The organism is Halobellus captivus, from assembly GCF_003697845.1.
In the GTDB taxonomy this organism is placed as follows: Archaea; Halobacteriota; Halobacteria; order Halobacteriales; family Haloferacaceae; genus Halorubrum; species Halorubrum glutamatedens.
The window spans coordinates 121,700-146,216 of sequence record NZ_RDQE01000001.1; the positions used below are offsets into that span (position 1 = coordinate 121,700).

The 24,517-nt window shown below is 69.6% G+C and carries 29 protein-coding genes; 12 read left to right on the top strand and 17 right to left on the bottom strand.

The genetic code is table 11. From position 1 onward, the window contains the following. Window positions 1-18 precede the first annotated feature (18 nt). Window positions 19-1,803 (bottom strand): phospholipase D-like domain-containing protein, encoded by a 1,785-nt coding sequence (locus EAO78_RS00640; RefSeq protein ID WP_122103936.1) that lies wholly within the window; start codon window positions 1,801-1,803, stop codon window positions 19-21. 104 nt (window positions 1,804-1,907) lie between these two features. Here EAO78_RS00640 and EAO78_RS00645 point away from each other — a divergent pair, with 104 nt between their 5' ends. Continuing rightward, on the top strand, window positions 1,908-2,102 hold the full coding sequence (locus tag EAO78_RS00645; RefSeq protein ID WP_066411613.1) for a cold-shock protein: 195 nt from the start codon (window positions 1,908-1,910) through the stop codon (window positions 2,100-2,102). A gap of 227 nt (window positions 2,103-2,329) precedes the next feature. Here EAO78_RS00645 and EAO78_RS00650 read toward each other — a convergent pair whose 3' ends face one another. The 3 genes from EAO78_RS00650 to EAO78_RS18015 form a co-directional block, all read right to left on the bottom strand. After that, complete coding sequence (locus EAO78_RS00650; protein ID WP_122103937.1) at window positions 2,330-3,805, bottom strand: HEAT repeat domain-containing protein; 1,476 nt, start codon at window positions 3,803-3,805, stop codon at window positions 2,330-2,332. Between the two features lie 151 nt (window positions 3,806-3,956). Then, window positions 3,957-4,574 carry a hypothetical protein gene (locus EAO78_RS00655; protein ID WP_122103938.1) on the bottom strand — a complete coding sequence of 206 codons (618 nt, stop codon included), beginning with the start codon at window positions 4,572-4,574 and terminating at the stop codon, window positions 3,957-3,959. 49 nt (window positions 4,575-4,623) lie between these two features. Further along, on the bottom strand, window positions 4,624-4,785 hold the full coding sequence (locus tag EAO78_RS18015) for a hypothetical protein (protein WP_203227796.1): 162 nt from the start codon (window positions 4,783-4,785) through the stop codon (window positions 4,624-4,626). A 157-nt stretch (window positions 4,786-4,942) separates the two neighbouring features. Here EAO78_RS18015 and EAO78_RS00660 point away from each other — a divergent pair, with 157 nt between their 5' ends. Both EAO78_RS00660 and EAO78_RS00665 read left to right on the top strand, forming a co-directional pair. After that, window positions 4,943-6,028, top strand: a complete 1,086-nt coding sequence (locus EAO78_RS00660) for an NADH:flavin oxidoreductase/NADH oxidase (protein WP_122103939.1) — start codon at window positions 4,943-4,945, stop codon at window positions 6,026-6,028. A gap of 80 nt (window positions 6,029-6,108) precedes the next feature. Further along, window positions 6,109-6,981: a DUF7547 family protein gene (locus tag EAO78_RS00665; protein WP_122103940.1), complete on the top strand. Its 873-nt coding sequence runs from the start codon at window positions 6,109-6,111 to the stop codon at window positions 6,979-6,981. A 12-nt stretch (window positions 6,982-6,993) separates the two neighbouring features. On the opposite strand, the gene EAO78_RS00670 is transcribed toward EAO78_RS00665, so the two are convergent. From EAO78_RS00670 to EAO78_RS00685, 4 genes are all read right to left on the bottom strand, one after another. Next, window positions 6,994-7,743, bottom strand: coding sequence for a sugar phosphate isomerase/epimerase family protein (locus EAO78_RS00670; protein WP_122103941.1), 750 nt, complete (start codon window positions 7,741-7,743; stop codon window positions 6,994-6,996). Window positions 7,744-7,798: 55 nt separating this feature from the next. Further along, window positions 7,799-8,386, bottom strand: a complete 588-nt coding sequence (locus EAO78_RS00675) for an NAD(P)/FAD-dependent oxidoreductase (protein ID WP_122103942.1) — start codon at window positions 8,384-8,386, stop codon at window positions 7,799-7,801. An 84-nt stretch (window positions 8,387-8,470) separates the two neighbouring features. Further along, on the bottom strand, window positions 8,471-9,544 hold the full coding sequence (locus EAO78_RS00680; protein ID WP_122103943.1) for a methionine synthase: 1,074 nt from the start codon (window positions 9,542-9,544) through the stop codon (window positions 8,471-8,473). Beyond that, window positions 9,544-10,557, bottom strand: a complete 1,014-nt coding sequence (locus tag EAO78_RS00685; RefSeq protein ID WP_122103944.1) for a 5-methyltetrahydropteroyltriglutamate--homocysteine methyltransferase — start codon at window positions 10,555-10,557, stop codon at window positions 9,544-9,546. Before EAO78_RS00685 ends, EAO78_RS00680 begins: the two co-directional genes overlap by 1 nt. Window positions 10,558-10,674: 117 nt before the next feature. Here EAO78_RS00685 and EAO78_RS00690 point away from each other — a divergent pair, with 117 nt between their 5' ends. Next, window positions 10,675-11,655, top strand: a complete 981-nt coding sequence (locus EAO78_RS00690) for an ABC transporter substrate-binding protein (protein ID WP_122103945.1) — start codon at window positions 10,675-10,677, stop codon at window positions 11,653-11,655. Between the two features lie 14 nt (window positions 11,656-11,669). Here the strand turns inward: EAO78_RS00690 and EAO78_RS00695 are convergent, their stop codons facing one another. The 6 genes from EAO78_RS00695 to EAO78_RS00720 form a co-directional block, all read right to left on the bottom strand. Beyond that, window positions 11,670-12,236, bottom strand: coding sequence for a HemK2/MTQ2 family protein methyltransferase (locus tag EAO78_RS00695; RefSeq protein WP_238987588.1), 567 nt, complete (start codon window positions 12,234-12,236; stop codon window positions 11,670-11,672). After that, complete coding sequence (locus EAO78_RS00700; protein ID WP_122103947.1) at window positions 12,233-13,402, bottom strand: mechanosensitive ion channel family protein; 1,170 nt, start codon at window positions 13,400-13,402, stop codon at window positions 12,233-12,235. Before EAO78_RS00700 ends, EAO78_RS00695 begins: the two co-directional genes overlap by 4 nt. 39 nt (window positions 13,403-13,441) lie before the next feature. Beyond that, the gene (locus tag EAO78_RS00705) at window positions 13,442-14,386 is read right to left on the bottom strand and encodes a 16S ribosomal RNA methyltransferase A (protein ID WP_122103948.1); all 945 of its coding nucleotides are present in this window, start codon (window positions 14,384-14,386) and stop codon (window positions 13,442-13,444) included. A gap of 44 nt (window positions 14,387-14,430) precedes the next feature. Further along, window positions 14,431-15,033, bottom strand: a complete 603-nt coding sequence (locus EAO78_RS00710; RefSeq protein WP_122103949.1) for a DUF655 domain-containing protein — start codon at window positions 15,031-15,033, stop codon at window positions 14,431-14,433. Between the two features lie 130 nt (window positions 15,034-15,163). Beyond that, window positions 15,164-15,520, bottom strand: coding sequence for an RNA polymerase Rpb4 family protein (locus tag EAO78_RS00715; RefSeq protein WP_122103950.1), 357 nt, complete (start codon window positions 15,518-15,520; stop codon window positions 15,164-15,166). A 1-nt stretch (window position 15,521) separates the two neighbouring features. Continuing rightward, a complete protein-coding gene (locus EAO78_RS00720) occupies window positions 15,522-15,812 on the bottom strand; it encodes a 50S ribosomal protein L21e (protein WP_122103951.1) in 291 nt (96 codons plus the stop codon). Window positions 15,813-15,990: 178 nt separating this feature from the next. Between EAO78_RS00720 and mptA the strand changes: the two genes are divergently transcribed. The 4 genes from mptA (at window position 15,991) to EAO78_RS00740 (ending at window position 19,155) form a co-directional block, all read left to right on the top strand. Next, window positions 15,991-16,917, top strand: a complete 927-nt coding sequence (gene mptA, locus EAO78_RS00725) for a GTP cyclohydrolase MptA (RefSeq protein WP_122103952.1) — start codon at window positions 15,991-15,993, stop codon at window positions 16,915-16,917. Between the two features lie 148 nt (window positions 16,918-17,065). Continuing rightward, window positions 17,066-17,308: a sulfurtransferase TusA family protein gene (locus EAO78_RS00730; protein WP_122103953.1), complete on the top strand. Its 243-nt coding sequence runs from the start codon at window positions 17,066-17,068 to the stop codon at window positions 17,306-17,308. 1 nt (window position 17,309) lies between these two features. Further along, the gene (locus EAO78_RS00735) at window positions 17,310-18,455 is read left to right on the top strand and encodes an NAD(P)/FAD-dependent oxidoreductase (protein ID WP_122103954.1); all 1,146 of its coding nucleotides are present in this window, start codon (window positions 17,310-17,312) and stop codon (window positions 18,453-18,455) included. A 1-nt stretch (window position 18,456) separates the two neighbouring features. Next, the gene (locus EAO78_RS00740; RefSeq protein ID WP_122103955.1) at window positions 18,457-19,155 is read left to right on the top strand and encodes a helical membrane plugin domain-containing protein; all 699 of its coding nucleotides are present in this window, start codon (window positions 18,457-18,459) and stop codon (window positions 19,153-19,155) included. A gap of 48 nt (window positions 19,156-19,203) precedes the next feature. Here the strand turns inward: EAO78_RS00740 and arsN2 are convergent, their stop codons facing one another. The 3 genes from arsN2 to EAO78_RS00755 form a co-directional block, all read right to left on the bottom strand. Beyond that, window positions 19,204-19,647 (bottom strand): arsenic resistance N-acetyltransferase ArsN2, encoded by a 444-nt coding sequence (arsN2, locus tag EAO78_RS00745; protein WP_122103956.1) that lies wholly within the window; start codon window positions 19,645-19,647, stop codon window positions 19,204-19,206. 71 nt (window positions 19,648-19,718) lie between these two features. After that, the gene (locus EAO78_RS00750; RefSeq protein WP_122103957.1) at window positions 19,719-20,306 is read right to left on the bottom strand and encodes a DsrE/DsrF/DrsH-like family protein; all 588 of its coding nucleotides are present in this window, start codon (window positions 20,304-20,306) and stop codon (window positions 19,719-19,721) included. Window position 20,307: 1 nt separating this feature from the next. Beyond that, window positions 20,308-20,562: a sulfurtransferase TusA family protein gene (locus tag EAO78_RS00755; RefSeq protein ID WP_122103958.1), complete on the bottom strand. Its 255-nt coding sequence runs from the start codon at window positions 20,560-20,562 to the stop codon at window positions 20,308-20,310. A gap of 266 nt (window positions 20,563-20,828) precedes the next feature. Between EAO78_RS00755 and EAO78_RS00760 the strand changes: the two genes are divergently transcribed. The 4 genes from EAO78_RS00760 to EAO78_RS00775 all read left to right on the top strand — a co-directional run bounded on the left by EAO78_RS00760 (window position 20,829) and on the right by EAO78_RS00775 (window position 24,478). Continuing rightward, on the top strand, window positions 20,829-22,031 hold the full coding sequence (locus EAO78_RS00760) for an MBL fold metallo-hydrolase (RefSeq protein ID WP_122103959.1): 1,203 nt from the start codon (window positions 20,829-20,831) through the stop codon (window positions 22,029-22,031). A 57-nt stretch (window positions 22,032-22,088) separates the two neighbouring features. Then, window positions 22,089-22,613 (top strand): YeeE/YedE family protein, encoded by a 525-nt coding sequence (locus EAO78_RS00765; RefSeq protein ID WP_122103960.1) that lies wholly within the window; start codon window positions 22,089-22,091, stop codon window positions 22,611-22,613. 17 nt (window positions 22,614-22,630) lie between these two features. Then, window positions 22,631-23,068: a YeeE/YedE family protein gene (locus EAO78_RS00770; RefSeq protein ID WP_122104191.1), complete on the top strand. Its 438-nt coding sequence runs from the start codon at window positions 22,631-22,633 to the stop codon at window positions 23,066-23,068. Between the two features lie 108 nt (window positions 23,069-23,176). Continuing rightward, window positions 23,177-24,478: a M20 family metallopeptidase gene (locus EAO78_RS00775; RefSeq protein WP_122103961.1), complete on the top strand. Its 1,302-nt coding sequence runs from the start codon at window positions 23,177-23,179 to the stop codon at window positions 24,476-24,478. The last annotated feature ends 39 nt before the right edge of the window (window positions 24,479-24,517 follow it).

A 24,517-nucleotide genomic window follows, 5' to 3' on the forward strand; every position in this document is an offset into this window, starting at 1 on the left:
CTCCGGACTCCATCGAACTCAGACGAACTCGATCTCGCGACGCGCGACGACTCCGGCGGCGGCTACCGTTCCGGCCAGCCCCCCGACGATCCCGACCGGCAGGTGAACCCCGCCGCCGCGCCAGTCGGCTGCGTACGCCCGAGCGTAGAAGTCGGCGACGCCCGCGTTCTCGACGGCGAGGAGGACCTCGCGGTTCTCCGTCCTCGCCCCCTCGTTCCAGTTGAGGCTCCCCACGATCGCGGCGTCGTCTATCACGATCCCTTTGGCGTGGACCTTGCCGTACCGGCCGCGCGGCTCCGCGACGGCGACCTCGATCGGCTCGTCCGCGAGCGCGTCGACCAGCTCCCGGTTCGCCTCGCGGTCGTACCACGCGTTCGACACCAGGAGGTGAACGTCGACGCCGCGCTCGGCCGCCCGACGGGCCGCCCGGACGAGACGTCCGTCCGGGCCGCCGGTTCGCGGGACGATCGCGAGGACCCGGTCGTCGGCGGCGTCGATCCGCTCGACGAGTCGGTCGCCGGCGTTGCCCGGCGCGGTGAGCAGCTCCACGTCCGCGGGCGCGGGGGTCGGCGGATCGAACCGCGAGGGGTACGCCCGCTCCGTCGCGTCCGCGAAGCCGTCGGCGTCGTCCGTGTCGCCGTCGATATCCCCGTCCGTCGGCGGTCCGTGAAACGTCGTCTCCTCGCGAAACGCGTCCCACGAGCGGGTATCGGGGCCGGTCGCGTCGTTCTCGAAGAGCGCCGCGAGGTCGGCGGCGGCTTCCGGGTCGTCGGCGATCACGCCCCAGCCGCGACTCGACTCGCCGCCCGTCCCCGACTCCTTCCAGTTCTCGGTGAGCACGACGGCACGATCGTCGGCGACCGCGTACTTCGCGTGGTGGAACCGGAACCGGTTCGGATCGCCGTCGAGGACGCGCACCTCGACGCCGGCGGCGACGAGCCGATCGGCGACGCGTGCGCCCCGTCGCGGAAATCCGCCGACCGGCGATCCCTCCACGAGGACGCGCACGTCGGCTCCCCGATCGGCGGCGTCGACGAGATGGTCCGCGACGCGGTCGGACTCGACCGTGTAGCCGGCGAGGAGGACCCGCTCGTCCGCGGTCGCGAGCGGCTCGACGGGCGTCTCCGGGCTGTCCGGGAGGACGAACGGCGTCACCGCCGCTCCGGCGACGCGCTCGGGCACGCGCGGCGCGTACCCGTTCGGTCGCCACTCGTCCCACGTCACCCGCCAGCGGTATCCCTCGCGAACGCGGTCGTACTCGACGACGTCGACCGGATCCCCGTCGCGGCGCAACGCGATCCGGTCCCCGCTCGCCGAGAGCGGGAAGTATCCATCGAGCGTCCGGACGGGGATCTCGCGGTCGCCGAGGAGCTCCCGCGTGCGGTTCGGTTCCATCGAGAGAACGACGGAACCGGTCGCGTTCGACGGGATCGACGCGACGTGGTACCCGTCCGAGAGCGACCAGTTTCCGGACTCCGGGAGCCGAACGACGAGATACTCGCCGCGGTTCCCCTCGGCGACCGGGTTCGGGTAGAGTTCGACGATCCGCGGATCGGAGGCGTTCGTCGCGTCGGCCGTGGCTGCCCCCTCGGCGGACGGAGTCGCGGCGACGGTAGATGGATCCACCGCGGCGGCGGACGGACTCGCGGCGCCGACGACGCCCGGGGCAGACGCGACCGTCGCGAGCAGGACCGCGACCGCGACGGCGATCCGGACGGCGGGTCCGATCCGGGCGACGGACTCGGATCGAACGGCGGACTCCCCCCGGACGAATCGGCGGTATCGGTCGATCGGCGGACGCATGCGTGCTCTGGTCGCGGTATCCGGGATAAACGGTCGGACGGCCCCCTCGTGGTACCACGACCCTCGCAAGGGTTATCCCCGGATCGCCCGTACGTCTGTTTGCAATGGCAAACGGAAAGGTTGATTTCTTCAACGACACTGGCGGCTACGGTTTCATTTCGACTGAGGACGAGGACGATGACGTGTTCTTCCACATGGAGGACGTCGGCGGCCCGGACCTCGAAGAGGGACAGGAGTTAGAGTTCGACATCGAGTCGTCGCCGAAAGGCCCCCGCGCGACGAACGTCGTCCGCAACTAAGCTCCGTCGGGCGATCGACGCCCTGGATCCCACACGACGACTATCGGGCCCGACCCACCTTCACGGGCGGACACCGGACGCGACCCCGTTTCTCACGCATATCGAACACTGAGCCACCGCCGTATCCCGGGAGCGTTACCGCTGTATTTCGCGAGCGCTGTGACGTCGGCTCGGAAGTGACGATCGGAATCGGAAACGATGAGAACGATCGAACCGGAACCGACCGACTACGCCGGCGTCGCCGCGGCGTCGAGGGCGGCCCGCGCCTTCTCGGCTTCCGTCTGGACGACGAAGGAGCGCTCGTCGGCGTACTCGGCGACCGCCTCGAGCGCCTCCCGCGTGCCTATCTGTCGGAGCGCCCAGCCGGCGGCCGCGCGGACGTCGTCGGAGTCGTCCTCCGCGATCGCGTCGGCGAGCGGGTCGATCGCCCGGGTGTCGCCGATGAGTCCGAGCGCGCGCGCGGCGAGCGGCCGGACGTGGTCGTTCTCCATCGCCAGCTTCTCCGCGAGCGGGCCGACCGCGTCGCCGTCGCCGATCTCGCCGAGCGCCTTGAACGTCGCCTTCTGGAGCTGCGGGTTCGAGTCCTCGTCGACGTACTCGAGGAGCGTCTCGACCGCCTCCTCGGCCGCCATCTTTCCGAGGATGCGGATCGCGAACCGGTCGCGCTTGCCCGCTCGCCCGAGCAGTTCCTCGAGCGACGCCTCGGTCTTTCCGCGCTTGCCCATCCGTTCGAACGCCTCGAGACAGTGGCGTTCCATGAAGTCCGACTGGAGCGAGTCGAGCGCGAGCAGGATCATGTCGACGTTGCCCTGCGCCTCGTGTTCCTTCAGCGCGGCCCACTCGACCGGGTAGTCCTTGTAGTGGCCGAGCACGTCGTAGTAGCCCTGCGCGCGCAGCTGCTCGTGGGTCTCGAGGTCGTCCCACTCCTCGGCGTCCTCCAGGCCCTCCTCGAGCGCGTCGGTCGCCGCCAGGAGATCCGCGAGGGTCTCCGCGTCCTCGTCGGGATCGAGTTCCGCGTCCGCGATCCCCGCCGCGACGGCGTCGAGGGCGGCGACGAGAACCGCGACTCCGTCGTCGTCGGTCCCTGCTTCGTCGTCCGCCCCTGCCCCGCCGTCGGCTCCACCTTCGTCGTCCGTGTCACCGGCGTCCGTGTCGTCGTCGTCCACGTTCTCACCGTCCGCGGCGTCCGGATCCGTCTCGATCGCGTCCGCGTCGACGCCGTCGTCGACCGCCTCCGCGGCCGCGTCGACGAAGGCTTCGACCGCGTCGGCCGCGTCCTCGTGCCCCTCGGCGGTCCACTCGGTGTCCTCGAGCGTCGAGACCGACGCCTCGATCGCCTCGACGACGTCCTCGGCGTAGGGGCCGCGGGCGTCCTCGAGTCCCTCGCGGAGCTCCGCGATCCGGTCCTCGAGGTCGCCGCGCGGGTCGTCGGCGTCCTCGTCGTCCTCGTCGGGTTCGGGGAGGTCGGCACCCGCCAGGGCGTCCTCGGCGTCGTCGAGCAGCGCCTCGACGTCGTCGAGGGCCGCCTCGGTCCCGGCGTCCTCGAGTGCCGTCTCGATCTCGTCGAGGTACTCGGTCAGGGACTCCTCGGTCGCCTCGTCGGGGAGCGTCGGGGTGGTCGCCTCGGGCTCGTCCGTGTCCGCCTGGTCGGCGGCGTCGGCCTCCTCGGCGGCCTCCGCCGGCTCGTCGTCGCCGTTGCTCATATACCGGAGAATGCGCGCGTAGTCCATTAAGACGTTTCCCTTCGCGGCGGGGGCCGTCCCCGACTCCGTCGTGGTCGGCACACGGTTCGCTCTCGCGACGCCGCCGTCGACTGCGACGGTCGGAATACCTCGTCACCTGTCGATGCCGGTTCTAGTGATCTTCACCCGGCGGAGCGGTCGCGCTTCCCTCGCGAGTCGCGTCAGTGGCCTCGACGAGCAACCGTGCCAGCGCAGCAGTCCATATCGCGGAGGCTGCGTAGCCGACCACGACGGCGACGTGCGAGCCGATCGCCAGCGGGGCGAGAAACAGGAGCGGGACACCGAATGGAACGACGGCGAAAGCGAGGAGCGTAACGAGCGGTTCGGGGCCGATCCCGCCGATCCGGACGACCGCCCACAGGGCGACGACGCCGACGAACCCGAGGTACGCCCGGAGCGTCCGCCAGTCGGGAAGCAGGACCCGCCAGAGGAACGGGTCGTCCGGGTGAGCGACGGTTCCGTGGTCCGGCGAGGACGGGTCGCGGAGCGACGGGGCGACGACCAAGCGACGGACCACGACGGCACACGAGAGGCTCACTGCCGTCGCAACGGCGAACGTCGAGACGACACCGGCGACGTACAGTGGTATCGACGGCTCGGCGTGCGGGAAGAAACGTTCGGTAGAGAGGTTCCGCGCCAGGTAGTGGACGGCCGGGAAGGCGACGACGAAGAACTGGATGACGGCCAGTCGCAGGAGGACGACCGGCGAGTCGTGACGAGCGGAGGGCATCGTCCGCGGGATCCGCCGCGAGTCGAATAGTCGTTCCGGCGCGGGAGCGCTACCGTTCGAGTTCGACGGTCAGATCGGTCGCGATCCAGCCGTCAGTGTTGCCCTCCTCGGTGAACACGGTTCGGTCCGGCGAGGCGCGACTCGCCGTCACGGCGGGCAGTCGGTCGCTCGAGGGTTCGGGCTCGTGTTCGACGCGTTCTCCGCTGCTCATTACCGGCCGCTCGGGGGCGGGAAGGGTTATAGGTTTCGGTCGACCTAAACCATGCGGGGCGGACGGGGATCCGAAGGGAGGAAAAGAACGCCGACGATGGCGGCGATCCGGACGGGCTATCGGAGGGCATTACCACGACGGCGGCGTCGGTCCGACGATGACTGACTCGCTTTTCACGCCGTTCTCGCTGCGCGGCACGGAGATCCCGAACCGGATCATGCTGTCGCCGATGTGTCAGTACTCCGCCGAGGAGGGGATGCCGAGCGAGTGGCATCGGGTCCACCTCGGCACCCGCGCGGTCGGCGGCGCGGGCGTCGTGATGGCGGAGGCGACGGGGGTCGAGCGACGCGGCCGCATCACCCCCGGCTGTCTCGGTATCTGGTCGGACGAACAGGCCGAGGCGCTGGAACCGATCACGGAGTTCGTCCGGTCGCAGGGTGCGGTCCCCGGGATCCAGCTGGCCCACGCCGGCCGGAAGGCCTCCCACGCTCCGCCGAACGAGGGCGGCCACGCACTTCCCGAGGACCACGAGGACGGGTGGGAGACGATATCGGCGACCGACGAGCCGTATCCGGACGAGGAGCCGGCGGCGACCCGCCGGATGGACGCCGACGATATCGACGACGTGGTCGACGCGTTCGCCGCCGCCGCGGAGCGGTCCCTGTCGGCCGGCTTCGAGATCGCGGAGGTCCACGCCGCACACGGCTACCTCCTCCACCAGTTCCTCTCGCCGGTCACCAACGACCGCGAGGACGAGTACGGCGGGAGCTTCGAGAACCGGACGCGACTGGTGCGCGAGGTCGTCGAGGCGGTTCGCGGGATCTGGCCGGACGACAAGCCCGTCTTCGTCCGTATCTCCGCGACCGACTGGCTCCCCGATCGCGACTCGTGGGACGTGGACGACTCGGTCCGGCTGGCTCCACTCCTCGCCGACGCCGGCGCGGACCTGATCGACGTCTCCGGCGGCGGGATCCATCCGGACCAGGAGCTCCCGAACGCGGGGCCAGGGTATCAGGTGCCGTACGCGGAGGCGATCCGTGAGGGAACGGACGTGCCCGTCGCCGCCGTCGGCGGGATCACGGAGCCGGCCCACGCCGACGCACTCGTGCGGAACGATCGGGCCGACCTCGTCGCGCTCGGCCGCGAGATGCTCCGGCACCCCTACTGGCCGCTCGAGGCCGCCCACGAGCTCGACGCGGCGGTCGAGTGGCCCGTCCAGTACCGCCGCGGCCGGTTCGACTGACGGTGCCCTGACTGTATCAACTGACGGTCGTCGGATCCCCGCGGCCGAGGTTTTTACCCGGCCACCGCGTAGGCGAGTACATGAGTTCCCGCGATCGACGCGACGACGACCTCGAGGAGCGGCTCGACGAGCTCGAGGACGTGCTCTCCGAGCTCCGGCGCGACCTTCGGGAAACCGAACGCGACCGCCGCGGTCCCCCGCGCCCGCCCCGTCTCTCGGAGCTGGTACGGTTCACGGAGCAGTACACGATCCCGACGCTCATCGCCCTCCTGGAGACGACGATCAAGTCGCTCGAACTGCTCCAGGGAACGCTCCGGCTCGCCGATCCCGGCCGGAGCGTCACGGAGGGCGCGGAGGCGACCGGCGACCGCCTCGCGGACGTCCGCGACGGCGCGACGGCCGGGCTCTCCCGATCGCTCGCGGAGCTCCGAACCGCGCTCTCGGAGGCCGACCTCCCCGAGGACGCCGCCTCCCGTTCGATCATCGCCGACGCGCGCGACCTCACCGCGGAGATCGAATCGCGGATCGAGGAGGGACGCCGCGAGGCCGACGCGGCGCGGTCCCGACGGGACGAACGGGACGGGGACGGACGGGGGCGACGAGAGGACGGTCGACGGGGGGACGACGAGCGGGAGCGTCGCGGCCGCGGGGACGACCGAGCTCGGGACGGCGCGGTCCACATCGACGTGACCGATCCCGACGCCGACGGCGACGATCGGCCCGGGGAAGTCGAGGCCGAGGCCGAGGACGTCGACGACGCGGGCCGACCCGAGGTCGACGTCGAGTCCGAGTTGGAGTCGATCAAGCGCCAGCTCGACGACGACACGACGGGGACGGATCCCGCCGGCGACGGGGACGGTCCCGGTGATGAGGACGGTTCCGCCGCGGACGACGATCCGGGATCGACCGCGGACGACGAGACGAACGGAGCCGACGACGCCGACGACCACTGAGACGGGAGGGTCTCACCACTCCGCGCCCAGGTGGCCTGCGACGCGCCGAGCGGAGTCGACGAGCAGCCCGTCGTCGTCGGTGAACACCTCCAGTGCGACGGTGCCGTCGAACCCCTCCAGTTCGGCGCTCATCGCCTCGTAGTCCACCTCGCCGGCTCCGACCGGCATGTGCGTGTCGCCGCGGCGGCGCACGTCGTGACAGTGGAGGTGTGAGACCCGGTCGCCGTAGCGTCGGAGGAACCGCCGTATCGCCTCGTTCCCGCCCTCCATGTACGCGTGTCCCACGTCGAAACAGACCGCGGTGTCCGTCTCCCGGGCGATGTCGCCGAGGACCGACAGCTGGATCCCGCGGTGCTGATGGCCGACGTTCTCGACGACGACCTCGACGCCCGCCTCCCGACCGGCGTCGGCGACACGCCGGAGCTGCTCGGCCGCGGTCTCGCGGAACTCGACGTCGTCGCGGTCGGCGGAGGTGGCGTGGAGGACGGCCTTCTCCGCGCCGAGCGCTCCCGCTCCCTCGAGCAGCCGCCGCTGGTAGGCCACGATGGCGTCGTTGACCTCGGACGCGTAGCTCGTCAGGGGTTGGCTGTACGGCAGGTGAACGGCCAGGTCCCGGCCGGCGAGCGCCCGGCCGAGCCGGCCGGGATCGATCGATTCCGGCGGGAGGCTCCCCGCGCCGACGCCGAGCTCGACGAAGTCGAACGCCGCCGGCGACGCCGCCAGTCGGTCGAGGTCGTCTCCGACGGTCACGCCGATGTCCATACCGATCGGCTTCGCCGCGAGATACTTAACAAACGGCCGTCCGGACCCGGGTTCGCTACTCCTCGTCGACGAGCGAGCCGAGCACGCGCTCGGCGTCGGCGGGCACGTCGAAGTCGTGGTAGTGCTCGCCCTTCTCCTTCGAGAGGACGTTGAGCGCGGCCGCCGCGCCGTCGCCGGCGGAGATGACCGCCTGCCACTCCTCGGCGCGGACCATCGCGCCCGTCGCGTAGGCGTCCTCCACGGAGGTCTCCATGTCCACCCCGACGTCGACCGTGTCGTCCTCGGCGAACGCACAGCCGAGGCCCTCCGCGAGGTCGCGGCTCGCGCCCGTCGCGAGCACGACGTAGTCGGCGGCGTACTCGTCGTCAGCGGTCGAGACGACGAAGCCGCCGTCCGTCGACTCGACGCCCGTGACCTCCACGCCCTGGTGACGCTCGACGCCGAAGTCGTCGACCTGGTCGCGCATCGTGTCGACGAGGAGGGTACCGTCGACCGACCCGATCCCGGGGTAGTTGAACAGGTGTGCCTTGTGCATCCACGTGCCGTCGGTGTCGAAGACGGTCGTCTCGAGGCCGTTCTTCGCGGCGAAGAGGGCTGCGCTCAGACCTGCGGGGCCGCCGCCGACGACGATGACGTTTGCCATACCGAACACACGAGGGCGATCCGCATAAACGTCAGGTAACGGGAGGGTGATCGGGTGATCTGCGGGGAATCGGACGGCGGCGCTTCAGTCGTCCGCGAGCGGCGCGTCGAGGTCGATCTCGCCGGCGTCGATCTCGGCTTCGACCTCCCTCGCGGCCGTCACCATGTTCTCGGTCTTGCCGTAGGCGATCTCGCGGGGGAGTAGCTTCAGCCCGCAGTCGGGCGAGATAGTCAGCTTCTCGGGCGGGACGACCCGGAGCCCCTGGCGGACGTTCTCCTTGATCTCCTCGACGGGCTCGATCTCGGCGGTGTGGGCGTCGACGACGCCGAGCGCGAGGTCGGGTTCGAACTCGTCCTCCTGGAACGTCGGGATCTGCTCGTAGTCGCCGTTACACAGCTCCACGTCGAACTCGTCGATCGGGTAGTCGTTGATCTCGGGGTAGATCCGGGAGTAGTCGCCGTAACAGACGTGCAGTCCGATCCGCACGTCCTCGTCGATGCCGCTCACGATCCGGTCGAGCGCCTCGCCGACGATCGCGTGGTCCTCCGGCGTCGTCGCCAGCGCGGGCTCGTCGATCTGGATGTATCGTGCACCCGCCTCGACCAGCTTCTCGACCTCCTCGTTGACGAGGTCCGCGAGGTCGTAGACCAGCTCCTCGGTGGAGGGGTACGCCTCGTTGAACGCCCAGAAGCCGAGCGTGTACGGTCCCGTGATCGGGACCTTGACGGGGCGCTCGGCGACGTTCGTGGTGAACGCGAACTCGTCGACGAGCCACGGCTCGTCGTAGGAGACCTCCTCGACGACCGAGGGTTTATCGAAGTAGTTGTGGCCCCACACCTTTACCGGGCCGTTGAACTCGTAGCCGTCGATGCGCTCGGCGAAGAACTCCACCATCTCGTTGCGGCGCATCTCGCCGTCGACGACGGTGTCGAGCCCGGCACGCTCGTGCTCGTGCGTGATCAGCCGACAGGCGTCGTCGTGGGCCTCTTCGAGGTCCGACTCGTCGAACTTCGAGTCGGGGTCCTCGACGAGCTCGTCGGCGCGGTTCAGCCACTTCGGCTTCGGGTACGAGCCGACGACCGTCGTGAGCAGGAACGAGTCGTTCGGGTGGTCGGTCGGGCGGAACTGTTCGCGGTTGGCGGCTGGGTTTCGGACCATTACTCGAGTACCTCCGTGGCGGCGGCGAGGGCGGACAGCTTCGCGCGGTACTTGTTCTCCGGCAGGTAGAACAGCTCGGTGTTCGGCGTCAGGTACGTCGTCTCGAAGTCGGCGGCCGGGGCCTGTCCCTCGAACCACTCGACGCGCTCGGCGATCGTCCCCGGCTCCTCGACGAGCGTGTTCTGCCCGTCGACGAGTCCGAGCGCGACCGAGTCGGTCGATCCGTACTCCTGAACGTTGTACACGGTGTCCTCGCGGTCGCCGGCGACCAGGTCCAGCCCGAGCGCGTCCGCGCCCGCCTCGTCGACGAGGTGGGCGTACAGCTTCTCGTCGAGCGCGCCGTAGAAGGTCTGGACGACCACGTCGGCGTCGGTCGCGTCGGCGACCGTCGCGATCGCGTCGGTCGCGCGCTCCTCGGTCCCGTCCGCCGGCGGGTTCGTCACCAGCGACGGCTCGAGGACGAACAGCGTCTCGTGTGCGGGGAAGGCCTCGAGTTCGCCGGCGAGGAACTCGGCGATAGCGGCCTGGAACTCGTCGTCGTCGCCGTAGTGTTCGTCGGTCGCGAGCGCGGCGAGCGAGTACGGTCCCGGCAGCGTCGCCGCGAGCGGGGCGTCGCCGGAACCCGCCTCCTCGAGCAGCGCGCGCGCCGACTCGAGCTCGCCCGCCACGTCGCCGGAGAAGTCGAGGTCGCCGACGACTCGCGGGTCGCGGTAGAAGTTGTTGTTGTCGTAGTACCGCACGATCCCGCCGGTCTCGACCTCGTCGTGGACCGTGAGCGGATGCGCGATCATGTCGTCCCAACGACCCTGTCCCTCGACGACGCGGTCGAGGTCAGCCTCGATCTGGTCGTCGACGAACTCCGCGCGGACCTCGTCGTACGCCTCGGCGATCTCGCCCCCCTCGTCGCCGCTGAGGAGGTCGCCCTTCTGGTGGCCCTTCAGGTCCGACAGCGTCCCTTTCGCCCAGTCCGGGAGCGGATAGATCCCCGGCGTGGCCGCGACTCGTTCGGTCATCACCGAGCGTTGGATATGCCGTTGTATAATATTTGCGAACCTGATTTATGTCCTATGGTTATTCCTTCGGAACGGGCGAGCCGAACCCTTACCACCGATCGCGTGGAACCACGGCCCATGTCAGTCGTCTCGCTCTTCCCCTCGGCGACCGAGGTCGCGGCGGCGCTCGGCGTCACGCCCGCCGCGGTCTCCCACCAGTGCGATCACCCGCCGGCGGTGACCGACCGGCCGACGCTCACGGGGCTCGTTCGCGACCTCGAGGACGACCCCGACGGGATCGACCGGATCGTCGCCCACGACGACACGTACTACCTCGACGGCGACGCGCTCGCCGCGGCCGACCCGGACGCGATACTCACGCAGGGCGTCTGTGCCGTCTGTGCGCTCGACGCGGGGCTCGCCCGCCGGGCGGTCGAGCGGCTCGACCTCGACGCCGCGGTGCTCGACGTCCACGCCGACGACCTCGCGGACGTGCTCGCGAACGTCGAACGGATCGGCGAGGCGGTCGGCCGTCGGGACGCCGCGGCCGAGCTCCGCGCAGACCTCGAAGCCCGGATCGACGCCGTCGCGGACGCGGTCCCGGGCGAGGTTGCGAGCTCCGGCTCCCCGGCGACTCTCGACTCCCGTCCCCGCGTCGCCGTCCTCGACTGGACCGACCCGGTCCGCCACGGCGGGCTCTGGATCCCCGACCTGATCCGTCTCGCAGGCGGAGCACCCGGACTCGTCGCGGCCGGCGAACGGTCCCGGAAGGTCGACCCCGAGGAGCTGCGCGCCTTCGACCCGGAGGTCCTCGTCGTGGGTCCCTGTAGCGCCGACGTCGCCGAGGCCGGCAGCCGGGCTCGGGAGCTGCTGGAACGCGAACCCCTCGACGACGTGGCCGCGGTGCGGGACGGACGGGTGTACGCGATGGACGGCACCGCCTACCTCAACCGCCACAGCCACCGCGTCGTCGACACGCTGGAGGCGCTCGCGGCCGTGATCCATCCGGAGTCCTTCGGGGAAACGGACGGGAGAGTCGGGCTCGTTCCGACCGGATCGGAGGGGACGGGGAAACCGACCGCCGACCGCGACGCCCCCGACGAGCGAACCGCGGACTGACCCGGAGCCCCGACCTACTCCGTCCGTTCGAGTCGTAACACGGTGAGGGTCTCGAACGGGAACGACTCCTCGACGGCGACCACGTGATCGAAGCCGGCGTCCTCGACGAGCGCCAGCACCTCCTCGTATCCCGTCAACGACGAGACGAGCAGGAGGACGGTTCCGCCCGGCGCGAGCACCCGATCGACGTCGGCGAGGAACGGCTCGATGAGCTCCCGCCCGGACTCGCCGCCCGAGAGCGCCTGCTCCATCCAGTCGTCCCACTCGTTCTCCGGATCGGTCGGGAGGTACGGCGGGTTGAAACACACCGTGTCGAACGCGTCGGCGCGGAACGGGTCGAGGAGGTCGGCCACCGCCGCCTCGACGCCCCGGTCGGCCGCCTCCCGGGCCGCGTGGGGGTTGCGGTCGCTGCCGACGACGCGGAGCCCGCGCTCCTCGGCGATCCGCTCCGCGACCCAGCCGGAACCGGTCCCGACCTCCAGCACGCGGCCGTGAGCGTCCTCCAGGGCCGCCTTGGCCAGGAGCCCGGAGTCCTTCGCGGGGCGATACACGGTCGGCCCGTCGCGGTCGAGGGAGGTCACGCTCCCGATCCTCCCGAGGACGACCCCTCGTCCGTCTCACCCGACGGTTCGGGCTCGCCCTCGCCGCCGCCGATCCGCGCGTTCAGCTCGGCGTCCGCCCCCTTCGTTCGACTCGAGAGCGTCTGCTGCGGGAAGGGGATCGTGATCCCCTCGGCCTCGAACTCGGTCTTGATCGCGGCCATGACCGCGGTCTGGGTCCGCCAGCGCTTCCGCATGCTCGGGTTCGTGATCCAGTAGCGGACCCCGAGGACGACGGACGAGTCCGCGAACCGCTTGGTCACGACGTCGGGCTGTGGCATCCGGGCCACGCCGTCGAGCCCGGTGATCGCGTCCTCGATGACGTCCACGGCCACATCGAGGTCGGTCGTGTAGTCGACGCCGACCTCGATCTCGATACGGAGGCGGTTGCGACGCGACCGGTCGACGACCGCGCCCGCACGGACCTCGTCGTTCGGGAGGGTGACGACCTCGCCGTCGAACGACCGGAGCCGCGTGTTGATGATCGATATCTCCGTGACGGTCCCCTCGTACTCGCCGATCGAGACCCAGTCGCCGACCTCGAACGGCCGCGAGAACATCAGGACGAACCCGGCGAGAGCGGCACCGAGGGTCTGTCTGGCGGCCATCCCCACGACGATCCCCAGGAACCCCGCCCCGACGAGGAGGCTGCCGACGTTGTCGGTGAAGAGGCCGATCGTCACGAGCGCGACCAGCGTGTAGACGCTCAACTGGACGATCCGCCGGAGCACCTCCTCCTGGTGTTCGGAGACCGCCGTGCTCTCGACGGAGAGTTCGCGGATCACGTCGCCGAGGAAGTCCGTGACCGCGTAGGCGCTCGCGAGCAGGATCACCGCGAGTACGACGTTCGACAGCTGGTCCGCGATCGCGGCGGACTGGACCGCGTCGACGAGCGCCCCGCTGCGTTCCCAGACGACGAGAAGCGACAGCACTCCCGCGGCGGTGGCCCCCGCGATCGTCGTCGAGAGCGCCAACCGCCGTGTCGAGGAGAGCTCCTCTTTCCGGCGTTTCAGCCGTCCGACGACCAGCCGGACGGCGACGACGAATCCGACGATCGCCGCCGTGAGGAGGATCCGCCGGGCGTTCCCGCTCACGAGCCGATCGAGGTCGGCGAGCACGCCGACTAGGGCTTCGACCCCGGCGGTCATCGCCGTCCACCTCCGGTTCGAGTCCGGCCGGCCATCGTCTCACGCCTCCGCCGGCGACCCGTGCTCGCGGGCGAGTTCGGCGAGCGCCGCGAACGCCGAGGGGTCGAGCGTCCCCGGTCGGCGACCGAGCAGGTCCTCGTCGACCGCGTCCACGACCGCGTCCGGCGCGTCGAGCCCGGAGATGTGGGCGGTGTTGCGGATCGCGTTCCGGACGGTCTTGCGCCGCTGGGTGAAGAGCGCCTTCACGAACCGGAGGAAGAACGCCTCGTCACCCACCTCGTAGTCGGGGTCCCGCGGCGTACACCGGACGACCGCGCTCTCGACGGCGGGTTGGGGGTCGAACGCCTCCTTCGGGATCCGCTCGACGACCTCGACGTTCGCGTAGTGCTGGGCGGAGACGGAGAGGCGACCGTACTCGGACTCGCCGGCCGACGCGACCATCCGGTCGGCGAACTCCGCCTGAAACGTCAACACGAGCGACTTCTTTCGGGGCAGCAGCCGAAAGGCGATCTCCGAGGAGATCCCGTACGGCAGGTTCGCGACGCAGGCGGTGAAGTCGGGCAACTCGACCTCGAGCGCGTCGCCCTCGAGCACGGTGAGGGTTCCGGCGTCGACCGCGGCCGCGAACTCCTCGCGGAGGAACGCCGCGAACGGCGGGTCGCGTTCGATCACGGTCACCCGACCGACGGGTCCGCCCTCGGCGGCGTTGGAGGTGTCATCGTCGGAGTCGCCGGCGGCGGCGCCGCCCGCGCCGACCGCCGCGAGCAGCCGGTCCGTGAGCGCGCCCGCGCCGCCGCCGACCTCGAGGAGGTGGCTCCGGTCGGCGTCCGCGGGGAGGTACGTCGGCAGCCGGTCGAGGACGCGGTCGTCGACGAGGAAGTGTTGATCGTTGTCGGGGTTCGCGCGGGTGCCGGCCCGCCGCGCGAGCGCGTCGGGGTCGCGGGTTCCGTACGCGTCCGCGGCCCCCGCCGATCGATCGGTCATGGCCGCGCTACACGGTGGCTCGGGGTAAAAGTCCCGTTTCCTGGTCACTCCTCGCGGCCGACGAACGTCCGGTACTTCAGGTCGTCCTCGCGGATCTCCTCGACGATCCGCTCGAGGATCACCTCTCGGGGGCGGTGCAGGCCCGATATCCGACTCGAGACCTCCTCGAAGCTCTCGAAGGGGCCGCGCTTCCGTTCGTCGAGGACCCTGTTCCGGAGCTTCTTGCCGATCCCGGGCAGGAGGTTGAGCTGGTGGAGCCGGAGCGTGATCGGCCCCGCCTCGTTGTAGAAGTCGACGAACCGACGCTCGTCGTCGTCGACGATCGCCTCGACGGCGTACTCGACCTCGGCGGCCGCGTTCCGCGTGAGGTCGTCGAAGGCGACCTCGCGGTACCGCGAGACGGCCGGCCCGTCGAGGTCGATCCGGTCGCTCACGGAGACGTCGGCGTCCTCCTCCAGCGACAGCTCGTACAGCCCGAACGACGGGACGCCGACCGCGTACGCAACCGGGGACTTCTGGTAGCCCGGGCGGCCGTCGTCGGGTCGGCCGTTGGGGAGGACGTCGAGCAGGACGGCGACGGAACGCTCCTCCGTTCCGTCCTCGGAGGCCGAGTCGCGCTCGTCGGCGTCTGTCGCGTGATCGCTCATGTCAACAGGTAGCGCATCCGAGCGGTAAAAAACCGCCGCCGTCGGGGAAACGTCGGCCATCGGGGAAACGTCGAACCTCCATCGGGTCGGAGCTCCGCCCGATCGGGCCGGATCCGACGATCCGCTCGGTCTAGGCGTACTTCGCGACGACGTCGAGGACCTCGTCGAGCTCGTCGCCGTCGAGCGAGTACCGTTCCTGAGCGAAGACGGAGCGGAGCTCCGTTCGGTCCTCGGGAAGGAGGTCGGTGATCTTGACCGCCGTCGGAACGTCGATCCGTTCGAGCTCGGCGAGCTCCTCGACGAGCTCTCGGGACTCGTCGGCGTCGAGGTGACCGAAGCGGTTCACGTGTTCGATCGCGCGGGCCAGCTCGTACCGGAGCTCGCGCTCCTCGTCGGCCGCGCGGTCCGCCTCGATCTCGCCGAGGATCTCCTTCGCCTCCGCGGTGGTGAGGTACTCCTCGTCCAGCTTCTCCTTGAAGATCGTCATCTTACTGCTGCTGGCTCATGTGGGCGGCGCGGACGACCAGCGTCTTGGTCTTGCCGCCGTCCGTGATCTCGACGGTGAACGCCGCGCCCTGCTTGCCCGTCACGGTGCCGGTTCGACCGTCGAAGCGGGGGTGAAAGCGCCCCTCCTGGACGCTCGGGTCGATCTTGAGGTGGACCCGGCTGCCCTCCTCGAACTCCTGGATCGCGCGCTGGGGCGGCGACGTTCCGCGGTCTCTCGGCTTGTTCGACAGCTTGTCTCGAGTGGCCTTCTGGGGTCCATTGGAACTCGGCATGGTCGTTGGGGTACGGTTCCGCTGCCGCAGTTATAAATGGTGCGTTACGCGCCGGAGCGGCGAGCGACGCGGCTTTGAGCGTTCGACCCGACCGCGACTCCCGTCGACGTCGCCGGAAGCCCGACGCGACCCCCGTCATCGAAAGCCCTAATCGCTCGTCTCCCCTGATACGTTCGTAATGAGTCATCAGCTGCCGGACGTACAGGCGTCGGCCCCGGACGTCACCGTCGGGCTCTCGCAGGTCGGCGTCACCGGCGTGGAGAAGCTCGTCAAGCTCGCCCGCGGCGACGAGCGACCGATCGTCCTCATGGCCGAGTTCGAGGTGTTCGTCGACCTCCCGAGCGGCCGGAAGGGGATCGACATGTCGCGGAACCTCGCGACGATAGACGAGATATTAGAGGAGATAACCCGCGAGGAGGCTTACCGGGTCGAGGACGTCTGTGGCGACGCCGCGGAGCGACTCCTGGAGAAACACGACTACACCACCACCGCCGAGGTGTCGATGACGGCGGAGCTCGTCACCCGCGAGGACACGCCGGCCTCCGGGCTCGAGACCCAGAGCACGGCGACCATCCTCGCCAGCGCGACCGCGACCGACGAGGGGACCCGCGCCGAGATCGGCGCGGAGGTCACCGGGATGACGGTGTGTCCCTGTTCACAGGGGATGTCCGAGTCGCGCGCTCGCGAGGAGCTTCACCGGCTCGGCGTCGACGAGGAGACGACCGAGGCGTTCCTCGATGCGGTCCCGCAGCCGGGTCACTCCCAGCGCGGCCACGCCACGCTGACTATCACCACGGACGGGAGCCCGGAGGTCGACCTCCGCGACGTGATCGACGTCGCCCGCGACTCGATGAGCGCGCGGATCTACAACATGGCGAAACGCCCTGACGAGGACCACATGACCTATCACGCCCACGCGAACGCGAAGTTCGTCGAGGACTGCGTGCGTGCGCTCGCCGAGGGAACGCTCTCGGAGTTCGACCACCTCGCCGACGACGCCGTGATCCGCATGAAGCAGTCGAACGACGAGTCGATCCACCAGCACAACGCTCACGCCGAACGCGAGGTCACGATGGGCGACCTTCGCGACGAACTCGGCGAGTAGCCGCGGTTTCTCGGGGGCCGTTCCTCTCCCCGCTCCGGGACGCTCGCGTCGGTCCCTTCGAGAACATATATAAGTTCTGGTACGGTTCTACACGTTTGGAACTTCTATACAATACTATAACCACGGCGACCGAACGTCCGACCGTATCATGACCGACACCGACATCGAACCCACCGACACCGTCGACGCGCGCGGGGCCGCCTGTCCCGGTCCGCTGATGGACCTCATCGGACGAGTCCGTTCGGCGAACTCGGGCGACGTCGTGTTGCTGTTGAGCGACGCCGAGCAGTCGCTCACGGACGTCTCGGAGTGGGTCGACGAGACCGACAACGAGCTACTCGCCGTCGAGGAAACGGGCGACGACTACCGCTTCTACGTGGAGGTGGCGTGACGTGACCGATCGGGTCGCGATCCTCGGCGGCGGCACCGGCGGGACGGTGCTCGCGAACGGGCTCGCCGACCGGCTCGCTGCGGAGATCGACGGCGGCGACGTCGAGGTGACCCTGATCAACGACGGCCCCGACCACGTGTACAAGCCGGTGTGGCTGTACGTCCCCTTCGGGCAGCGCGAGCCCGCGGACGGTCGGCGGCCGCTCCGCGAACTCGTCGACTCCCGGATCGACCTCGTCGTCGACCGAGTGACCGGGATCGATACGGACGCGAAGGAGCTCGCGCTCCGTGACGCGGGCGCACCGCTTTCGTACGACTACCTCGTCGTCGCGACGGGATCGACGCTCGCGCCCGACGAGGTCCCGGGGCTGGCCGAGGGCGGCCACGACTACTACTCGGAGTCCGGCGCGCTGGCGCTGCGCGACGACCTGCTCTCGATGACCGAGGGGCACCTCGTGGTGAGCGTCGTCGGGACGCCGCACATGTGCCCGGCCGCGCCGCTGGAGTTCGCGTTCATGGCCGACGACTGGTTCCGCGAGCGCGGGCTGCGCGAGGACGTCGAGGTCACGTACACCTACCCGATCAACCGCGTTCACGGTAACCCCCACATCGCCGAGTGGGCCGAGCCGATCATGACGGAGCGCGACATCGGCGTGGAGACGTTCTTCAACGCCGACTCGGTCGACCCCGATGCGAAGACGGTGGCGTCGATGGAGGGAACCGAGATCGACTACGACGTCCTCGCCGCGATCCCGCCGCACCGCGGCGTCGACGTCGTCGCGGACGCCGACCTCGGCGACCGTGGTTGGGTCGACGTGGACAAACACACGCTGGAGGCCGAACGTGCCGAGAACGTGTACGCGATCGGCGACGCCGCGACGACCGGCGTACCCAAGGCGGGAAGCGTCGCCCACTACCAGGCGGGCGTCGTCGGGCGACGGCTCGCGAGCGAGGTCCGCGGCCGCCCCGCGACGGCGACGTACGACGGCAAGACGCTGTGTTTCATCGAAACGGGCATGGACGCGGCCTCGTTCGTCGAGTTCGATTACGAGAACCCGCCGTCGCCCGCCCCGCCCTCGGAGAAGCTTCACTGGTCGAAGCTGGCGTACAACGAGTCCTATTGGCTCACCGCACGGGGGTTGCTCTGAGATGACCGACGAACCCACGGACTCCGAAAGCGAGGACGTCGACCACGGAGAGGCCGACGATGGGAACGCACCGCTCGACGGGGAGGCCGATCTCGACCGCGACGACCTCGAGGCCATCGTCGCGGAGAACCCCGAGGCGGTCGCGGCGTTCGTCGACCGCCTCGATGCGGTCAACGAGCTGCTCGACGTCGTCGCGCTCGGAGAGAGCGCGCTCACCGACGAGATGGTCGTCGACCTCGCGGGCACGGCCTCGACGCTCGCGGAGTCGGCGGACGGGTTGGCCACCGACGAAACGGTCGACCTCGCGGCGACCGTCGGCGAGAACGGCGAGGAGCTCCGCGAGGCGATGGAGACGCTGATCGAGCTCCAGCGGAGCGGAACCCTGGACGAGCTCGCGGAGCTCGGGGCGGTCGGCTCGCTCGCGACCGCCGCCCTCGACGACGGGATGGTCCGCTCGCTCGCGGGCACCGGGGCCGCCCTCGGCGAGGTCGCGGACGCGGCCGCGGACGACGAGGTCCGGGAGGGAACCAAGACGCTCCTCGAGGGGCTCGGCGCGGCCCAACGGAGCGAGCCCGCGAAGGTCGGTGCATTGGGGCTCGCACGCGGACTCCGCGACCCCGAGATCCAGTACGGGCTGGGGTACGTGCTCGCGGTCTCGAAGGCGATCGGACGGTCGCGGTCGCCGGAAAACGAGTCCTAGCGGTCGCAGGCACGTTCCGTCCGTTCGACTCCGTCGAACCCCCGAGTGTCAAATCGACTTCCGCAGACAGGTGGCGGTCGTGGGACACAGGTCGGCGAATTCGGTCGTCCGCCGGATCGCCTCCGGCACCGCGTCCCGCTCTATCGTCTCGTAGCCGAGGTTCTCGAAGAATTCGGACGCGGTCGTGGTGAGCAGATACAGCGTTTCGACGCCGTTGTCCCGAGCCGTCCGTTCCAGCGCCTCACAGAGTGCCGTTCCGAACCCGTTCTCCCGCGCCCCTCGTTCGACGACGACCGATCGGAGCAACCCCTCGGTGTCGTAGATCTCGATCCCGCCGACGCCGACCCGCTCTCCGCGGTCGTATCCGACGTAGAACCGACCGGCCCCTGCCCTCACGTCGCTCGACGGCAGTCCGTTCCGCTCCAGCAGCGTTTCGACGTATCCTATCGTCTCCTCGTCGGCCCGCTGGAGCGAGAGGGATACACCACTCATATCCACTGCTACCGGCGGAAACGAGTTAATACTTCGTTCGAGCCGTGGCGTGCGTGACGCCGTAGCCGTATTCAAACGAGCAGTTGAATGTCGGCGTCGGCCATGTCCTGGAAGGCGGAGGCCGCGCCCACGCCGGTCGTCACGCCGTCGTAGAAGTCGTCCTCGTCGTAGCCGAGCAGGTCGATCGTCATCTGACACGCCTGGAGGTCGACGCCGCTCGCGAGGGAGGTCTCGATCAGCTCCTCGACGGAGGCGACGTCGTTGTCCTCGATCCGGTTTCGCATCATCCGCGCGGTCATCCGGTCCATTCCCGGAAGCGCGGCGATGGCGTTCGGCAGCGGCATGTTGGGGTTGCCGACGGAGCTCAATCCGAGGTCCTTCGAGTTCTCCTCGTGGAGGATCTCGAGCCCCCAGAAGGTGTGGAAGACCGTGACGTCGTAGCCGAAGGCGGCGGCCGTGCTCGCGAGGATGAGCGGCGGGTACGCCATGTCCAGCGTTCCCTTCGTGGCGATGATCACCATCCTGTCGGCGCTCCCCTCGTCGACCTCGCTCCGGAGGTCGGAGACCTCGGCCTCCAACGCCTCGATCTGCGCGCGCAGCTCGGAGACGTCGTCGGGTGAGAGTTCGCCGTCGGCCGACGGCGGTGTGTCCGCGCTCATCTCACTCCGCCTTCCGGACGTAGTGTTTGTACACTGCCGTCCCGTCCTCGGTGGCCTCGGCCTGGTCGACCAGCTCGGCACCCTCGGTCGACTCGGCCCAGCCCTTGATGTCGCTCATGCTCCCCGAGTCCGTCGAGACGACCTCGAGAACGTCGCCGGCCGCGAGGCCGTCGAACGCTCCCTTCGTCTTGATGACGGGCATCGGGCAGTTCTGTCCTTTCACGTCGAGCGTCTCCGTCGCGGTTTCCGTGCTCATGGTTGAATCCCCGTGTTGGGGCTATCACACAATATTGGATGTCCGATGATAAGTGTGTCGATTCTTGTGGTTGACCTGAACTGCTGAACGACACTGATGCCTAGATCCGGGATCTCCTGACTCTTCATTCGCACGTACCTGCGTATATGCGCTGTAAAGACTGATTCAACCCGATACCGGCCGACGCTCGTTGCCTAGTATATTGTATAGTAAGTACACAACTATGGGAAGTCTTAAGTCGATACGTCCGATAGTAGAGAGCGTACATGGACGCAGACGAGATGGACTTTCCGACGCCGGACTCGGACGTCGACTCGATCGCACCCGAAACGCTCAAAGACCGCATCGACGCCGGGGAATCGGTGACGCTGCTCGACGCCCGGATGTCGAGCGATTACGAGGAGTGGCGCATCGACGGCGAGACCGTCGAGTCGATCAACGTGCCGTACTTCCACTTCCTCGACGAGGAGATCGGCGACGACGTCCTCGCGTCGATCCCGGACGACGAGCACGTCACCGTGCTCTGTGCGAAGGGCGGCGCGAGCGAGTACGTCGCGGGCGCGCTCGCCGACCGCGGCTACGAAGTCGACCACCTCGAGGACGGCATGAACGGCTGGGCGTCGATCTACGAGGCCCACGAGGTGACCGGCTACGACGGCCCGGGGACGCTCCTCCAGTACCAGCGCCCCTCCAGCGGCTGTCTCGGCTACCTGCTCTACGACGGCGACGAGGCCGCCGTCGTCGACCCGCTGCGGGCGTTCACCGACCGCTACCTCGCCGACGCCGCGGAACTCGGCGTCGATCTGACGTACGCGTTCGACACGCACGTGCACGCGGATCACGTCTCCGGGCTCCGTGAGTTGGCCGAGGAGGGCGTCGAGGCGGTCCTTCCCTCCGCCGCCGCCGACCGCGGCGTCACCTACGCGGACGAGGTCACGCTGACGGAGGACGGCGACGAGTTCGCCGTCGGATCGGCGACGATCGAGACGGTGTTCACGCCCGGCCACACCACGGGCATGACCTCCTACCTGCTCGGCGGGAGCCTGCTCGCGACCGGCGACGGTCTCTTCGTCGAGAGCGTCGCCCGTCCCGACCTCGAGGAGGGGGACGAGGGCGCGCCGGAGGCCGCCCGGTTGTTGTACGACTCGCTCCAGAACCGCGTGTTGACCCTCGACGACGACGTCCTCGTCGGCGGTGCGCACTTCAGTGACGCGGCCGAGTCGGCCGCGGACGGCACCTACACCGCGCCGATCGGCGAGCTCCGCGAACGCATGGACGCGCTCTCGGTCGACGAGGATACGTTCGTCGAGACCGTCCTCGCGGACATGCCGCCCAGACCGGCCAACTACGAGGAGGTCATCGCCACCAACCTCGGGCAGAACGCCGTCGACGACGACGAGGCGTTCGCGCTCGAGCTCGGCCCGAACAACTGCGCCGCGAGCCAGGATGCGCTCACGAGCGACGACTGATCCGTCCGTGACGTCCCGCTCGCCCGCGACGCCGGTCTCCATCGGAGGTGACGCCGCGTGATCGACGCCGCGGCCGCCGACCTGCTCGGAGCCGGCACCGTCGACGCGCTGTTCCCCAACGGGATCTCGCGGTACGCGATCGGCGGGTTGCTCGTCGGGCTCGGAACCGTCCTGATCTACCTCGGGACGGGCATCACGGCGGGCGCGAGCACGTTCCTCGAGTCGACGCTCTCGTACGTCTCGGGGCGCTCGCGGTTCGCGCAGTACCGCGCCTCGCGCGACTGGCGCGTCGTGTTCACCCTCGGGATAATCGGCGGGGCGGCCGTCTACGCGCTGATATACCAGGGCGACCCCTGGTCCATCGCGGACAGCGCCTGGACCACCGAAGTCTCGCCGTGGCGGCTGTTCCTCGGCGGGATCCTCGTCGGGATCGGCACCCGCGTCGGGAAGGGGTGTACCTCCGGACACGGGATCTGCGGCGTCGGCTCGGTCTCGCGCACCTCCCTCGTCGGCGTGGCGACGTTCCTCGTCGTCGCGATCGTGACCGCGAACGCCGTCTCGGCGTTGGGGGTGGGGCTGTGAGCCGACACCCGCTCTTCATGCCGCTGATCCTCGTCGGCGGGCTCGTCTTCGGGTTCGGGCTCGGGTTCAGCCACATGGCCCGTCCGGAGGTCGTCCTCGACTTCCTGACGTTCGACGACTTCGGACTCCTGTTCGTGATGTTCGGCGGCTCGATCGTCGCCGGGATCGCGTTCTGGACCCTGCCGAAACTGCGCGGGTCGGCCCCGCTCACGGGGCGACCGTACGGCCGCCGGCTGAAGTCGTTCGACCGCGACGTCCTCGTCGGCGGGTCGATATTCGGCGTCGGCTGGGGGCTCTCCGGGATCTGTCCCGGGGCGGCCTACGCCAGCCTCGGCGTCGGCAACTGGCCGATCCTCTACGCGATCGGCGGGATGTTCGTCGGCGCGTACGCACAGGGCGTCTGGCGCAGCCGGGACGCCGACGACGCGCCCGCCGCCGCACCGAGCGACGACTGACCGACGCGTTCCCGCGTCCACACGTTTCCGCTTCCGCCGGCCCGTGGCCGTTTTCGACTCCCTCGCACGGATCTCCTCTCCCCCGATCTCCCCTCGCGATACACCACCATGACAGACGATCCATCCGACCCGACCCGCTCGAGGGATCCGGCCCGCTCGACCGATCCGGCCGATCCGACCGTCTCGACCGACCGCATCGTCGATATCGCGACCGACCTGATCGGGCTCGACACGCGAAATCCGCCCGGAGACGTCCGCGAGGCCGTCGATTACGTCGCCGGCCTGCTGGCGGCCGCCGGTTTCGAGACCGAGCGCGTCGTCACGGATCCGGCGAAGCCGAACCTGCTCGCGGTCCTGCCCGGTCGAACGGACCGGACCCTGCTGTACAACGGCCACGTCGACACCGTCCCGTTCGACGCGGCCGCGTGGAGCCACGACCCGCTCGGCGATCGGGACGGCGATCGAGTCTACGGCCGCGGGGCGACCGACATGAAGGGGCCGCTCGCGGCGATGCTGGCCGCCGGGGAGTCGATCGCCGCGACGGACGCCGACCCGCCGGTCACCCTCGCGTTCGCGGTCGTGAGCGACGAGGAGACCGGCGGCGACGCCGGCGTCGACACCCTCGTCGCGAGCGACGCGTTCGACCGGCTCGCGCCCGACGCCTGCGTCATCGGCGAGACGACCTGCTCGCGCGGTCGTCACTCGGTCACCGTCGCCGACCGCGGGAGCATCTGGCTGACGCTCCGCGCCGAGGGAACCGCCGCACACGGCTCGCGGCCGTCGCTCGGCGACAACGCGATCGACCGGCTCTGGGAGGCGGTCTCGCTGCTTCGCTCGCGGCTCACGGCCCGGGAGTTCGACCTCGACGCGGCGCTCCGGCCGATCGTCGAGGAGTCGGTCGAGTACTACGAGCCGACGCTCGGCGCGGACGACGCACGTGACCTCTTCGAACACCCGACGGTGAACCTCGGGACGATCGAGGGCGGCGAGGCGGTGAACACCGTCCCGGACGCGGCGACCGCCCGCCTGGACGTGCGGCTGACCGCGGGCGTCGAGACCGCGGACGTGCTCGCGGACGTTCGCGACTGTCTCGCCGACTTCCCCGCGGTCTCGATCGCCGACGTGAGCTGGTCGGTGGGGAGCTACGAACCCGTCGACGGGACGCTCGTCGGAGCCGTCACCGACGCCGCGACCGCCGTTTCCGGCGAGCGCGTCTTCCGTCGGAGCGCCACCGGCGGCGGGGACGCGAAGACGTTCCGACACGCCGGCATCCGGACCGTCGAGTTCGCCTTCGGCACCGATACGGTCCACGCGGTCGACGAGTACACCACTCGCGAGGCGCTGGCGCGGAACGCCGAGGTGTACGCCGCACTGCCGTCGAGATGGGCGGAGCGGTTCGACGAGCGATAGAGGCTGATCCCTCCGAAGCAAGCCTTTATACTGGTCCGA